Here is a 13,810-nt window from a genome sequence, read left to right on the forward strand (position 1 = left end):
ACGCCGAGCAGGCTCGCCATCGCGGTCAGGCTCCGCACGCCGCCCAGACTCCCCGCTCCGGCCCGGCTGCCCATGCCGGCCGCGCTCCGCGCCCGCGCGACGCTCCGGGGCCACATCGCCTGCGCAACGCGCAGCGTCACGTCCGCGTGCTGCAGCAGGGCCGGGTCTCGCGGCGCCGTCGGCTGTTCCGGCCCTCGGGCCCGAGACGATCATCACAGGCCCACCAGATCGACGAGCCCGGCGAACGTCGCGTCGCCGATGCCGGCAACCTCACGCAACTGGTCGACGCTCGTGAACGGACCGTTCGCGTCGCGCCAGTCGAGGATGCGCTGGGCGAGCGCGGGCCCGATCCGCGGCAGCGTGTCGAGATCGGCAAGCGTCGCCGCGTTCAGGTGGACGAGCCCGTCGCCGGATGCCCCGCCGCCCGCCGCTCCCGGCGCACCCGCTGCGCCGGGAGCTCCCCCGGCGTCGCCGGCTGCCACCTCGCCGACCTTCGGCACCCTGATCTGCTCGCCATCGGCGACGGCCCGCGCGAGATTCACGCCCGCCGGGTCGGCGTCGCCCAGCAGCCCGCCCGCCGCCGCGATCGCGTCGACGACCCGCGCCCCCGCGGTCAGCTCGACGAGCCCCGGCCTCGCGACGGCCCCGAGCACGTGGACGAGCAGCACTGCTCCGGGGTCGCCGGCCGCGACGTCGGTCCCCGCCGTCGCGGCCTCGTCGCCCTCGGCGGCCCCCTCGGCCCCGCGGGTGATCAGCTCTCCGTGTTCACCGCCTCCTCCGGCGGACAGCACCGCGGCGACCGCCACCGCCAGCAGGAAACACACGATCGCCGCACCGACCGCGGTCCGGGCCTTCTTCGGCGCACGACGCGCGGACGCATCGAGCTTGGCCAGCGGGTCGGGGTCGTCTGCATCCATGCGGGGACCGTAAGCGACACGCGCCGCCGAAGATCCGCACTCGGCCCGAATTGTGGAGAGTGCGCCGTCGCGCGTCGGTTGTCGACACGCTCCGACGCCCTCAGGGCGCGTCGATCGATCGCGGAGACACGGACTGCCGCGACACCCGGCCCTCGGCGGCCCGCCGGTAGGCGCCGGGCGAGGTGCCGAGCTCCCGTTTGAACATGACGCCCATGTACTCGGCGTGCGGGAAGTCGAGCTCTTCGGCGATGCGGGGCAGCGTCCAATCGGTGGTCGTGAGCAGCTCAGCCACGCGTGCGATCCGCGCACGCACGATCTCACCATGCACGGTTCGGCCGAGGAGCTTCGTCAGCCGGAGGTCGAGTGCGCGTCGCGACAGCCCGACGTGACGGAGCACCGACTCGACGAGGATCGCGGTGTCGGACCGGTCACGGATGAAGCGCATGGCCGCCGCCGCGAGCGGATCGTCCACCGAGACGAGATCGGTCGACTGGCGCGTGGCGATGCGTCGGGGTGGTATCGGTCGCAAGCCAGGCGCCTGCGGCCTGCCGGCCATCATGTGGTCGAGGAGCTCAGCTGCGAGGAATCCGGTGCGCGCCGCATCCGGCTCGATACTGGACAGCTGCGGGCTGGTGAGCGTGCAGAACAGCTCGTCGTTGTCGACGCCGAGCACGGCGACCTCGTCGGGCACCCGCACCCCGGCGATCTTGCACGCTTCGAGCACCTCCTGGCCCGCGACGTCATAGCAGGCGAGCAATCCGATGGGATGGGGCAGGCGGCGCACCCACAGTGCGAGCCGCTCACGCTCACTCGACCTGCGTCCCGACGCGTCCAACGCGAAGGTGTGCGCAACGGTGCCGCGCCGCGCCGCCTCCTCGGCGAAGGCGTCGCCACGCGCGAGGGACCAGCCGTAGCGCTCGTCGCCGCAGTAGGCGAACTCTCGGAGACCGAGACGGGCGAAATGCTCCACGGCCCACGCCGCGATCTGCCGGTCGTCGGTCTCGACGATGGGCAGTTCCGGCATGAGCCGTTTGGCACTCAGATCGACGGTGGGAAGGTCGAGGGCGCGGATGACCTCGGCGGTCCCGGTCGTCTCGACGCGGGCGAGCACGCCGTGCCCGCGCCACCCCTCGAGCCACGAGTAATCCGTCTCGAGCCGACTGTGCTCGGCAAGGTACAACGACCACCGCGGGCGCTCGGCGGCGAAGCTCCGGATGCCTGCGAGCAGGCCCCGCGCATAGGCGTTCGACGTCTCGACCAGCAGCGCGACATGGCGGGTCGGTGAGGAGGTTCGCACGTAAGAATTCTACGGATCAATGCGTAATCGCGCATGGAGCCGCAAGGGTCAGCCCGCATAGCGTGGCGTCCAGGAGGTCGCTCAACGATGACGATGAAAGTACGGATTGCGCTCGCCGGCCTGGGATTCGGTGCCGAGTTCATCCCGATCTACCAGGCCCACCCCGACGCCGAGCTGGTCGCACTCTGCCAACGCAACGAGCACTCGCTCACGACGATCGCGGACCGGTTCCAGGTCCCCCGACGCTTCACCAGTTACGACGAGCTCGTGGCCGATCCCGACATCGACGCCGTGCACATCAACACCCCCATTCCCGATCACGCCGCGCACACGATCGCGGCGCTCGAGGCGGGGAAGCACGTCGCGTGCACCGTGCCGATGGCGACGACCCTCGACGAGTTGCGCGCGATCGTCGCTGCGGCCAAGGCCTCCGGGCGCAACTACATGATGATGGAGACCGTCGTTTACTCACGCGAGTACCTCCACGTGCGCAGCCTCGTGGACGACGGCACCATCGGACGGATCCAGTTCCTCCGAGGGTGGCATTTCCAGGAGATGGCCGGCTGGCCCGGATACTGGGAAGGGCTGCCACCCATGCACTACGCGACCCACGCGGTGAGCCCCGTGCTCGCGCTGGCCGGTGCGCTCGCCGAGAGCGTCGTCTGCCACGGATCCGGACGGATCTCGCCCGAGCTCACTGCACACTACGGGTCGCCGTTCGCCGTCGAGAGCGCCCTCATCGCTCTGCGCAACTCGAATGTGAGCGCAGAGATCGCCCGTTCCCTCTTCGAGACGGCACACGAGTACGTCGAGGGATTCACCGTGTTCGGCGATCGGGCGACGTTCGAGTGGGAGCAGACGCAGGATGCCGGTCACGTGCTGCACGTCGGTGAGAAGCCACGACGCGTCGAAGTTCCCGACTTCGCGCACCTCCTGCCGGCCGAAGTCGCACGATTCACCACGCGCGGCGTCTACGACGAGGACAACGAGCATCTCTCGTTCGTCCAGGGCAGTGGACACGGCGGCTCCCACCCGCATCTCGCGCACGAGTTCGTGCGAAGCATCGTCGAGGGTCGCCCGGCGGCCATCGACGCCGAGGTCGCGGCCAACTGGACCGCGGTCGGTATCTGCGCGCACGAATCGGCGATGCGTGGCGGCGAACGCGTGCGCATCCCCGACTTCGCCGGGGAGCTCGCCGCAGGGAAACAGGCCGAGGCGGTCATCTGATGGCGCCGGCAGGCCCCATCGTCACGGTCGCGACCATCTGCTTCGACGGCTTCGGCGACGAGGATTTCGCACCGACCTTCGCGTCCGCATCCGAACTCGGCGTGCGGGACATCGAGTTCAACGCCTGGTATCCGCGAAACCTCACGCCGGCCGGGATCGCGCGGATTGTCGAGCGCTGCACGACGGCGGGGCTCAGGCCCGCCGCGCTCCAGGTCTCTGCGTTCGCCCCTGGACCGGAACCGCACGATCTGACGCGCGAGGTCTCGAGGTGGATGTGGCTCCTCGACGCCGCACAGCGACTGGGCGTCTCCGTCGTCAAGGCCACCGGATCGGCGCGCGGGGAACGAGGCGGGCTCGACGCCGTCGTCGCCCTGCTCCGCGAGGTCGCTCCCGCGGCGCAGGCTTCCGGGATCACGATCGCGATCGAGAACCATGCCCGGAACGTGATCGAGTTCCCCGAGGACTATCGGCGGATCTTCGCGGATGTGGAGTCGCCGGCCATCGGAATGTGCCTCGACACCGGCCACTTCGTGGCGTCCGGCGTCGATCCGCTCGACATCGTCGACGAGTTCGCCGCGCGTGTCGTGCACGTGGACCTGAAGGACTGCACCGGTGCGGGCGGGGACTTCGTCCGATTCGGCGAGGGCGTCGTGGACTTCGACACGATCCTCTCCCGGGTCGTCGCAACCGGATACACCGGACACCTCGTCGTCGAGCTCCCGCTCGTCGATCGGTCGACGATGATCGCCGACCTCACCGCGGGCGCGGTGATCGCATCGCGCTCCGCTCATCCGAACCATCCACCCACCGAGGAATGAAGGACACTGCGATGAGAACCCATGGCAACGGTGCCATCTCCGTCAGGCCGCGTATGAACGCCGTCCGACGGCGCACGCTGGTCGCCGCGATCACGACGACGACGGCCCTCGCCGTCCTCGCGGGCTGCGCCTCACCTGGCGCGTCCACATCGTCCGGCGACCTCTCCGAGGACGGGCCGCTCTCGATCACCTGGTACGGCTCCGACGCCCGCAACGCCGCCGTGCAGGAGGTCGTCGACGGGTTCGCCGCTCAGGCGGAGGGCGTCGACGTCCAGACTCAACCCACCACGTTCGAGGCGTACTGGGACCGGCTCTCCGTCCAGTCGTCCGGCAACACGATGGCCTGCGTGGTCGCGATGCAGTCCCGCTACGAGGCGCGATACGAAGCACGGGGCTCGCTTCTGGTACTCGACGACCTCATCGCGGACGGCACGATCGACGTCTCGGGGATCCCGGACGAGGTGCTCGAAAGCCAGCGCGCCTCCGACGGCAACCTCTATGTCATCCCGTTCGGCATCTGGTACGAGGGTGCCACCCTGAACATCCCCTTCATCGAGCAGTCCGGGCTCGCCGCGCCCGACGCCGACACCTGGGAGGACTACCTCGAATGGGGTGCCGCAGCGGTACCCGCGATGCCCGACGGCGTCTGGCCCCTCACCGACCGAGGCGGCGAAGTGACCCAGTTCCAGGCCTTCGCCATCGAACGCGGTGAGAACCTGTTCGAGGACGACGGCATCGGGTTCAGCGCAGACACCCTCGTCGACTGGCTGGAGCTGTGGTCCGGTGCGATCGAAGACGGCGTGGTGCCGCCCGCGGGCACGACCGCTGAGCAGGTCGGCGTGCCGACCGCGCAGACACTCGTGGCGCAGGGGCGGGCGATGGTCTCGAGCACGGGCGACAACAACATCTCCGACATCCAGCTGACGCTCGATCAGAACGGGCTGGGCACCGTCTCGATCGCGCCGTCGCCGACAGGGACGAAGCCGCAGGTAGTGGGGACCAACGGCTGGGCGATCTCGTCGAACTGCGGGAACACCAAGCAGGCCACGGCCTTCATCGACTACTTCGTGAACTCCGACGAGGGTGCCACGATCCTGCAGGCGCAGACCGGTCTGCCTCCCGTGTCCTCCGTGCTCGACAGCCAGATCGCACGGCCTGAGACGTCCGCCGCGATCAAGGAGCGCGCGGCGCTCTACCAGCAGCTGCTCGCCGACGGCGCCGTCGTCGATGTCTGGCCCGATGCGACCCAGCAGCTCGTCACCCAGTTCCGCACCGCGTACGAGGAGGTCGCGTTCGGACGCATGTCGGCCGAGGACTCCGCCGAGACGTTCATCGAGCAGGCCGAGGCCGCGCTCTCCGGCTTCTGATCCGCGGGTCGGGGGCGTGCGCCCGCGCACGCCCCCGACCGCCAGAAAGGCGATGATGACCTCACTCTTGAAGCGCGAAGACCTCGCGCACGTCCCTACGGCCCCCGCCCCCGGCGGACCACCCGCCGTCGGCCGGCGGACCTGGAGCGAACGCCGGCGATCGAACGTCGCGGCGTACGTGTTCCTGAGCCCCTGGCTGCTCGGATTCTTCGGCATCACGGCGATCCCGATGCTGGCGTCGCTGGTGCTGTCGTTCACGAACTTCTCCGGCTCGTTCCAGACGATGCAGTGGATCGGGCTCGAGAACTACCGACTGATGTTCTTCGTCGACCCGGCGTACTGGGGCTCGGTGCGGGTGACGTTCCTCTACGTGTTCCTCTCGGTGCCGGTCATGCTCGCCTTCGCGCTCCTGATCGCGACCGTGCTGAACCGCGGCATCCGTGCGCTGGGTCTCTACCGCACCATCTTCTACATCCCTTCGCTCCTCGGCGGCAGCGTCGCCATCGCGGTGCTCTGGCGCTTCGTGTGGGGTGAGACCGGGCTGCTGAACAACATCCTCGCGTGGTTCGGTGCGCAACACGGCAGCTGGATCGGCGACCCCGACACCGCGCTCATCACGATCATGGTGCTGAACGTGTGGACCTTCGGGTCCCCGATGATCATCTTCCTCGCGGGTCTGCGTCAGGTGCCCGGAGAACTCTACGAGGCCGCAGCCCTCGACGGCGCCGGCCGGTGGGCGAGGTTCCTTCACATCACCCTGCCCTCCATCTCGCCGGTCGTGCTGTTCAACGGCATCCTCGCGATCATCGGCGGGTTCCAGGCGTTCACACAGGTCTATGTCGTGAGCGGCGGCACCGGCGGACCGGCGGGCTCGACGCTGTTCTACACACTGCTGCTGTATCAGCGCGCCTTCAGCGAGCTGCGGTTCGGCTATGCGTCGGCGATGGCCTGGGTGCTGCTGGTCGTCATCGCGGCGGCCACCGCAGCGATCTTCGCCAGCGGGCGGTTCTGGGTGCACTACGGGAACGAGGACGATCGATGACGCTCACCATGGCCGGCTCCACGGCGCGCACCGGCACGGCGTCCTGGCGCGTACGGCGGATCCTCATCCACGTCTGTCTCGTCTCAGCCGCGTTCGTGATGGTCTATCCGCTGCTCTGGATGACGGCCTCGGCGTTCCGGCCGCCCGAGCAGGTGCTCGTCGAGAACGGCCTGTTCGTCGCCGACCCGACGCTCGAGAACTTCGAGATCGGCTGGCGCGCGATCGGCACGACGACGTTCGGCACGTTCTTCACGAACTCGATCATCATCGCGGTGTTCGCCGTGATCGGGAACGTGATCTCGTGCGCCATGGCGGCGTACGCGTTCGCGCGGTTGAAGTTCCGCGGGCGCAAGGTGTGGTTCGCGCTCATGATCGGCACGATCATGCTCCCGTACCACGTGCTGCTGATCCCGCAGTACCTGTTGTTCAGCCAACTCGGCTGGGTCGACACCTTCCTCCCGCTGATCGTGCCGAAGTTCCTCGCCACCGAGGCGTTCTTCGTCTTCCTGCTCGTGCAGTTCTTCCGGCTGATCCCGGGTGAGCTCATCGAGGCGGCGCGAATGGACGGTTGCGGCCATGCGCGGATCTTCCTGCGCATCATCCTGCCGTTGTCGATCCCGGCGCTCGCGACCACCGCGGCGTTCTCGTTCATCTGGGCGTGGAACGACTTCCTCTACCCGCTGATCTACCTGACCAGCCCCGCGAACTACACCGTGCCGATCGGCCTCGCGATGTTCGTCGACGCCTCAGGCACATCGAACTACGGCGGCCTGTTCGCGATGTCACTGCTGTCGCTGCTGCCAGTGATCGGCTTCTTCCTCGCCTTCCAGAAACTCCTGCTGAACGGCATCTCGACGACGGGACTGAAATGACCTCCGCATCCATCACTCAACGTCGCTTCGACGGCCGTGTGGCCGCCGTCACCGGCGCGGCTTCCGGGATCGGCCGCGCGACGGCGCTCCGGCTCGCCGCAGAGGGCGCGCACGTGGTCGTGATCGACCGGGCGGCCGAGGACGCCGAGCGGACGACGACCGCGATCCGCACCTCGGGCGGATCCGCCGAGACCGTCGTCGTCGACCTCGGCGACGACGCAGCGGTCTCCGCCGCGGGGACCTCGCTGGCCACACGACATGCGAGACTGCACGCGCTGGCGAACTGCGCGGGCGTCGTGCACGTCGACGGCTCGCAGGAGAACCCGTTCCTCGAGCGCGGACTCACCGGGTGGGACCTCGTCATGGGCGTCAACGTCCGCGGGCTCGCGGGCCTCGTCCTCGCCGTCGCCCCGGCGCTCGTCGCCGCCCGCGGTGCGGTCGTGAACGTCTCGTCCGAAGCGGCGTATCGTGCACGCGCGGGCCGCTGGATCTATGACGCGAGCAAGGCCGCGGTCGTCTCGGTGACCCGGTCGATGGCCGCGGCGTTCGCCCCCGACGGCGTTCGCGTCGTCGGGGTCGCCCCCGGCGGCACCATCACGGAGATGCATCTGCAAGACCACGCCGATCCGGAGGCGGCACGCGAACGCATGCGGCACGGCGCGAACGGCAACCTGCTGAATCGGCTCGCCGAGCCCGAGGAGATCGCCGCGGCGATCACCTTCGCCCTCAGCGACGACGCGAGTTTCATCACGGGCACGACGCTCGCGGTCGACGGCGGCGGAGCGGCGAGCCGATGAGCACGAGATACGGCCTCATCGGACTCGGCAACGTCGGCGCCGACCTCGCGCGGGACGCCGTCTCCGCAGGGCTCGACGTCTCGGCCTTCGACATCGACCGCGCAGCACTCGATCGCGCCGTCGATGCGGGAGTGGCCCCCCGCGCTGACGCGAGCATGGTCGCCGCGGAGGCCGATGTCCTCATCCTCTCGCTCCCGAACTCGCCGATCGTGGACCGAGTGCTGGCCGACGGGGTCTTCGACTCGTTGCGCCCGGGATCCCTCCTCATCGACATGAGCACGAACCTCCCCGCTCGTGCCGTCTCGCTCGCCGCGGAAGGCCGCGACCGAGGGATCCGGGTGATCGATGCGCCCGTCACGTATGGGCAGCACGGCCTCGTCTCGTACGTCGGCGGGGCTGGCGCCGACCTCGAGCATGCGGCGACCTGGCTGGACGCCTCGGTGGTCGAGTGGATCCACGTCGGCCCGAACGGACACGGGCAGTACGCCAAGCTCGCGCAGAACATGCTGAGCGGCGTCGGGATGGGCATCGTCGCAGAGGTCCTGGGATTCGCGCGCGCGGCGGGACTGGACCCCGGCACCCTGCACGACGCGCTGCGACCGACGGGCGCGTACTCGGGGCTGATCGAGCGTGTCCTCCCCGCGATGCAGGAGCGACGGTACGGCTCGGCCGGCACCATGGCGCTGCACGCGAAGGACATGGGGTACGCGCTCCAGACCGCCGGCGACCTCGACGTGAGACTGCCGTTCACGGCCGCGCTGCACGACGTGTTCGAACAGGTGCTCTCGGTCGGAGATCGCCGCTGGGGGCAGACCGCGCTCATCGAGTGGTGGTCTCCTTCGACTGCCCGACCGGACGACGGCCGGGGCGCGGCCGCATGACGCGCCCGATCGGAGTCGGCCTCGTCGGGCTCGGCAACAGCGGCTGGTTCTATCACGCGGAGGGGACGATCGAGCGGTCGTCCGACTTCGACCTCGTCGCCGTATGGTCGCGGACCCCCGCGCGCACGGCAGCCGCGGCCGAACGGTTCGACGCTCGCGGGCACGACGCGTGGGAACGCCTCGTCGTCGACGAGGCCGTCGACGTGGTCGTCGTCGCGACTCCCCACCATCTGCACGCCCCCGTCGCGCTCGCGGCCCTCGCTGCGGGCAAGCACGTCGTCGTCGAGAAGCCGATGGCGATGAACGCCACGGAATGCGCCGCGATGATCGCCGCCGCGGAGCGCGCCGGGCGAGTGCTCACCGTCTTCCACAACCGTCGCTGGGAACCCAGCTTCCTGCTGCTTCGCGAGCTCGTCGACTCGGGCGAGCTCGGTGAGGTCTGGCGTGTCGAGGAACGCCGGATGCACCGCGGCAGATACACGGTGCCGGGGGTCGATCGCCCGCACGCAGGTTCGGATCTGGCGTTGTGGGCTCACGAACCGGCCGGCGGAGGCGGCGTCACGAACCTGATCTCGCCACACCTCGTCGACCATCAACTCACGCTGCACGGCGGACCGCCGTCGACGGTGTCCGCGGTCACCCACACATTCTCCGATGACCGGGTCGACCACTACCTCGACCTTCGGCTCGGGTTCCCCGAGGGTCGGCTCGCGCGGATCGAGGTCTTCCGCGAAGACGTCGTCGACCTGCCGAAATGGGCGCTCTGGGGCACCCTCGGCACGGCGGTGTGCCCCGACTTCGAGACGTTGCGCGTCACGCTCGCAGACGGGCGGACCCGCACCTATGCCGACCTCGCCCCGCTCCAGGCCTGCGACGAGTTCTATGACGGGCTCGCGGCAGCGATCCGCGACGGCTCACCACCTCCCGTCGACCCGCGCGATGCGGCCGCCGTCGTCCAGGTGATCGACCTCGCGCACGCCTCGGCGCGCGCTGGCGGAACGCTGCTCGAGTCCAGCTGACCCCGTCGCGGCTGCACGTGCGGCAAGATGGCCGTGGTGGCGACTCCGCTCCCAGTCGACGATTCGGAGGCCGCATGATCTCCATTCCCGCAGGGACCCTGCTCATCGGATCCGACGAGTACTACCCCGAAGAAGGGCCCGTGACCGAACGCACGATCGAGGCGTTCGAGCTCGACGAGCACCCCGTCACGAACGCGCAGTTCGCACGCTTCGTCGAGTCGACGGGATACGTGACCGTCGCCGAACGGCCGCTCGACCCGGCCGAGTACCCCGGTCTCGCCGCCGACATGCTCGAGCCCGGCGGGCTGGTGTTCACGCCGACCGCCGGCCCGGTCGATCTCCGCGAGTGGCGACAGTGGTGGCGCTGGCAGCCCGGCGCGTCATGGCGCACCCCGAACGGCCCCGGCTCGACGGTCGTGGACCGCGAGGAGCATCCGGTCGTGCAGGTCGCATACGAAGACGCGAGCGCGTACGCCACCTGGGCGGACAAACGACTCCCCACCGAAGCCGAGTGGGAGTGGGCCGCGCGCGGTGGGCTGGTCGGCGCCCGGTACGCCTGGGGCGACGAGCTCCACCCGGACGGCCGGCTCATGGCGAACACGTGGCAGGGCGCATTCCCCTATCGGAATACCGGCGCCCTCGGCTGGGTCGGCACCAGCCCGGTCGGCACGTTCCCACCGAACGGATACGGCCTGTCCGACCTGATCGGGAATGTCTGGGAATGGACGGCCGATGCATGGACCCCGCGGCACACCAGCGGCCCGGGACCGGACGCCGGAGACCGACCCAACCTCCTCGCCCCCGAGACCGCGTCAGCCGCCACCGCCCGACGGGTCACCAAAGGCGGGTCACACCTCTGCGCACCCGAATACTGCGTGCGCTACCGTCCCGCGGCCCGCAGCTCGCAGACCGAGGACTCCGCGACGACGCACCTCGGCTTCCGCTGCGCGCGCTGAGCATCAAGCCCGGCGCCACCACGCCCTACCCGCGCGTGGCGATGTTCACCAGCTTCGGCGCGCGCACGATCACGTTCACGATCTCGCGCTCGCCCACAGCCCGCGCCACCCCGGCCGACGCTCGCGCCAGCTCCTCGAGCTCGTCGGCCCCGATCTTCGGCGACACCACGAGCCGGTCGCGCACCTTGCCGTCGACCTGCACGATCGCGGTCACCTGCTCCTCGACGAGGAGCGCCCGGTCGGCCTTGCGCCACGGCACGTGCGCCACGGTCGGCTCGTACCCGAGCCGCTGCCACATGTCCTCAGCGGTATACGGTGCGAACAGGTCGAGGATGACCGCGGTCACCTCGGCCGCCTCGCGCACGGCCGCGTCGCCGGCACCCGGCCCCGAGTCGATCGCCTTGCGCGTCGCGTTCACCAGCTCCATGAGCCGGGCCACGACCACATTGAACTTGAAGGACTCGACCAGCCCCGGGGCATCCGCCAGCAGCCGGTGCGTCACGCGCCGCAGCGCCTGGTCGCCGGTCTTCCACTCGACGTCCGGTGAGGACGTGATCTCGCCCGAGATCCGCCACGCGCGAGCGAGGAACTTGGCCGCGCCGACCGGCGAGACATCCGCCCAGTCGATGTCGTCTTCGGGCGGGCCCGCGAAGGCCATCGTGACGCGGAGCGCGTCGGCGCCGTGCGCCGACAGCTCGCTCGCGAACTCCACCAGGTTGCCCTTGGACTTGGACATCTTCGCGCCGTCCATGATGACCATGCCCTGGTTCAGCAGCGACGTGAAGGGCTCGGTGAAGCTCAGGTAACCGAGGTCGAACAGCACCTTCGTGACGAACCGCGCATAGAGCAGGTGCAGAATCGCGTGCTCGACGCCGCCGACGTACTGGTCGACGGGCATCCACTTCTCGGCCTCGGCGACGTCGAACGGCTTCTCGTCGTCGTTCGGGTTCAGGAACCGCAGCGGATACCACGAGCTGTCGACGAACGTGTCCATCGTGTCGGAGTCCCGCTTCGCGGGGCCGCCGCAGTTCGGGCAGGCGACGTTCACCCAGTCCTCGGCGGCGCCGAGCGGGCTCGCACCCTTGGGCTTAAGGTCGAGTCCCTCGGCGTCGGGCAGCCGCACGGGCAGGTCCGACTCGGGCACGGGCACCTCGCCGCACTCGGCGCAGTGGATGATCGGGATCGGCGTCCCCCAGTACCGCTGGCGGGAGATCAGCCAGTCGCGCAGCCGGAAGTTCTTCGCGGCGCGGCCCAGCCCGCGCTCCTCGAGCAGGTCGATCGCCCGTCGGATGGCGTTCGACTTCGAGAGTCCGTCGAGCGGCCCGGAGTTGATCAGCCGGCCCTCGCCGGTCAGCGCCTGCCCGGTCGACGCGGGGTCGAGCGGCGGCAGGTCCTCGGGCAGCATCGGCTCGCCGTGCTCGTCGAGCGGGATCACGGGGATCACGCCGGTGACCGGCTGGTTGGTGTCGACGACCACGCGCACGGGCAGGCCGAAGGCGCGCGCGAAGTCGAGGTCGCGCTGGTCGTGGGCGGGCACCGCCATGATCGCGCCGTGCCCGTAGTCGGCGAGCACGTAGTCGGCGGCCCAGATGGGCAGCCGCTCACCGTTGATCGGGTTGATGGCGTAGCGCTCGAGGAAGATGCCGGTCTTCGGCCGGTCGGTCGAGAGCCGGTCGATGTCGCTCTCGGCGCGCACCGACCCGAGGTACTCGTCGAAGCGCGTCTGCACCTCGGGCGACGCACCGGCCACGAGCTCGGCCGCGAGCTCGGAGTCGGGCGCGACGACCATGAAGGTCGCCCCGTAGAGCGTGTCGGGCCGCGTGGTGAAGACGGGCACGGATGCCTCGCGCCCCTCGATCGCGAACTCGACGTCGGCACCCGCTGAACGGCCGATCCAGTTGCGCTGCATGGTCACGACCTTCGCCGGCCACGCCCCCTCGAGCTGCTTCAGGTCGTCGAGCAGGCGGTCGGCGTAGTCGGTGACGCGGAAGTACCACTGCGTGAGGGCCTTCTTCGTCACGACCGCGCCGCAGCGCTCGCAGTGCCCGTCGATGACCTGTTCGTTCGCGAGCACGGTCTGGTCGACCGGGCACCAGTTCACCTGGCCGTCTTTGCGGTACGCGATGCCCTGTTCGTACATCTTGAGGAACAGCCACTGGTTCCACTTGTAGTACTCGGGGTCGCTGGTGTGCAGCTCGCGGCTCCAGTCGAAGCTCGGCGCGTACTGCCGGAACGACCGCTTCTGCTGGTCGATGTTCGCGTAGGTCCACTCGCGCGGGTCGATGCCGCGCTTGATCGCGGCGTTCTCGGCCGGGAGGCCGAACGAGTCCCAGCCGACCGGGTGCAGTACGTCGAAGCCCTGGTGACGCCAGTAGCGCGCGACGGTGTCGCCGTAGCCGAACGCCTCGGCGTGCCCCATGTGCAGGTCGCCCGAGGGGTAGGGGAACATGTCGAGGATGTACTTGCGCGGCTTCGTGTCGCCCGGCTTGCCGGCCTTGAACGGCTCGAGCTCATCCCACACCGGAAGCCACTTCGCCTGGATCTCGGCGAAGTCATAGGCGCCCGGGTCGGCGTGCTGGGCGGAATCCTGCTGATCGGCCACGTGACTCACAATCGG

General features: G+C 69.6%; 12 protein-coding genes. 9 read left to right on the forward strand and 3 right to left on the reverse strand.

The annotated features are described in order from the left end of the window. Window positions 1–212: 212 nt before the first annotated feature. Together QU602_RS10785 and QU602_RS10790 are read right to left on the reverse strand one after the other, a co-directional pair. On the reverse strand, window positions 213–917 hold the full coding sequence (locus tag QU602_RS10785; RefSeq protein ID WP_308796448.1) for a ComEA family DNA-binding protein: 705 nt from the start codon (window positions 915–917) through the stop codon (window positions 213–215). Between the two features lie 100 nt (window positions 918–1,017). Beyond that, entirely contained in the window at window positions 1,018–2,214 is a 1,197-nt protein-coding gene (locus QU602_RS10790; protein ID WP_308796449.1) for a XylR family transcriptional regulator, read from the reverse strand. An 87-nt stretch (window positions 2,215–2,301) separates the two neighbouring features. On the opposite strand from QU602_RS10790, the gene QU602_RS10795 reads away from it, so the two are divergent. The 9 genes from QU602_RS10795 (at window position 2,302) to QU602_RS10835 (ending at window position 11,193) form a co-directional block, all read left to right on the forward strand. Then, on the forward strand, window positions 2,302–3,441 hold the full coding sequence (locus tag QU602_RS10795) for a Gfo/Idh/MocA family protein (RefSeq protein ID WP_308796450.1): 1,140 nt from the start codon (window positions 2,302–2,304) through the stop codon (window positions 3,439–3,441). Next, a complete protein-coding gene (locus tag QU602_RS10800) occupies window positions 3,441–4,259 on the forward strand; it encodes a sugar phosphate isomerase/epimerase family protein (protein WP_308796451.1) in 819 nt (272 codons plus the stop codon). Before QU602_RS10795 ends, QU602_RS10800 begins: the two co-directional genes overlap by 1 nt. 11 nt (window positions 4,260–4,270) lie before the next feature. Continuing rightward, window positions 4,271–5,626, forward strand: a complete 1,356-nt coding sequence (locus tag QU602_RS10805; RefSeq protein WP_308796452.1) for an ABC transporter substrate-binding protein — start codon at window positions 4,271–4,273, stop codon at window positions 5,624–5,626. A 55-nt stretch (window positions 5,627–5,681) separates the two neighbouring features. Further along, on the forward strand, window positions 5,682–6,668 hold the full coding sequence (locus QU602_RS10810; RefSeq protein WP_308796453.1) for a carbohydrate ABC transporter permease: 987 nt from the start codon (window positions 5,682–5,684) through the stop codon (window positions 6,666–6,668). Next, window positions 6,665–7,540 carry a carbohydrate ABC transporter permease gene (locus QU602_RS10815; RefSeq protein WP_308796454.1) on the forward strand — a complete coding sequence of 292 codons (876 nt, stop codon included), beginning with the start codon at window positions 6,665–6,667 and terminating at the stop codon, window positions 7,538–7,540. Before QU602_RS10810 ends, QU602_RS10815 begins: the two co-directional genes overlap by 4 nt. Then, window positions 7,537–8,337 (forward strand): SDR family NAD(P)-dependent oxidoreductase, encoded by an 801-nt coding sequence (locus QU602_RS10820; RefSeq protein ID WP_308796455.1) that lies wholly within the window; start codon window positions 7,537–7,539, stop codon window positions 8,335–8,337. The genes QU602_RS10815 and QU602_RS10820 overlap by 4 nt, the downstream gene beginning before the upstream one ends. Continuing rightward, complete coding sequence (locus QU602_RS10825; RefSeq protein ID WP_308796456.1) at window positions 8,334–9,218, forward strand: NAD(P)-dependent oxidoreductase; 885 nt, start codon at window positions 8,334–8,336, stop codon at window positions 9,216–9,218. Before QU602_RS10820 ends, QU602_RS10825 begins: the two co-directional genes overlap by 4 nt. Further along, a complete protein-coding gene (locus tag QU602_RS10830; RefSeq protein ID WP_308796457.1) occupies window positions 9,215–10,237 on the forward strand; it encodes a Gfo/Idh/MocA family protein in 1,023 nt (340 codons plus the stop codon). The genes QU602_RS10825 and QU602_RS10830 overlap by 4 nt, the downstream gene beginning before the upstream one ends. Window positions 10,238–10,311: 74 nt before the next feature. Then, complete coding sequence (locus QU602_RS10835) at window positions 10,312–11,193, forward strand: formylglycine-generating enzyme family protein (RefSeq protein WP_308796459.1); 882 nt, start codon at window positions 10,312–10,314, stop codon at window positions 11,191–11,193. 25 nt (window positions 11,194–11,218) lie between these two features. On the opposite strand, the gene leuS is transcribed toward QU602_RS10835, so the two are convergent. Beyond that, window positions 11,219–13,795 (reverse strand): leucine--tRNA ligase, encoded by a 2,577-nt coding sequence (leuS, locus tag QU602_RS10840; RefSeq protein WP_308796460.1) that lies wholly within the window; start codon window positions 13,793–13,795, stop codon window positions 11,219–11,221. Between the last annotated feature and the right edge of the window lie 15 nt (window positions 13,796–13,810).

The organism is Agromyces protaetiae, assembly GCF_030866785.1.
In the GTDB taxonomy this organism is placed as follows: domain Bacteria; phylum Actinomycetota; class Actinomycetes; order Actinomycetales; family Microbacteriaceae; genus Agromyces; species Agromyces silvae.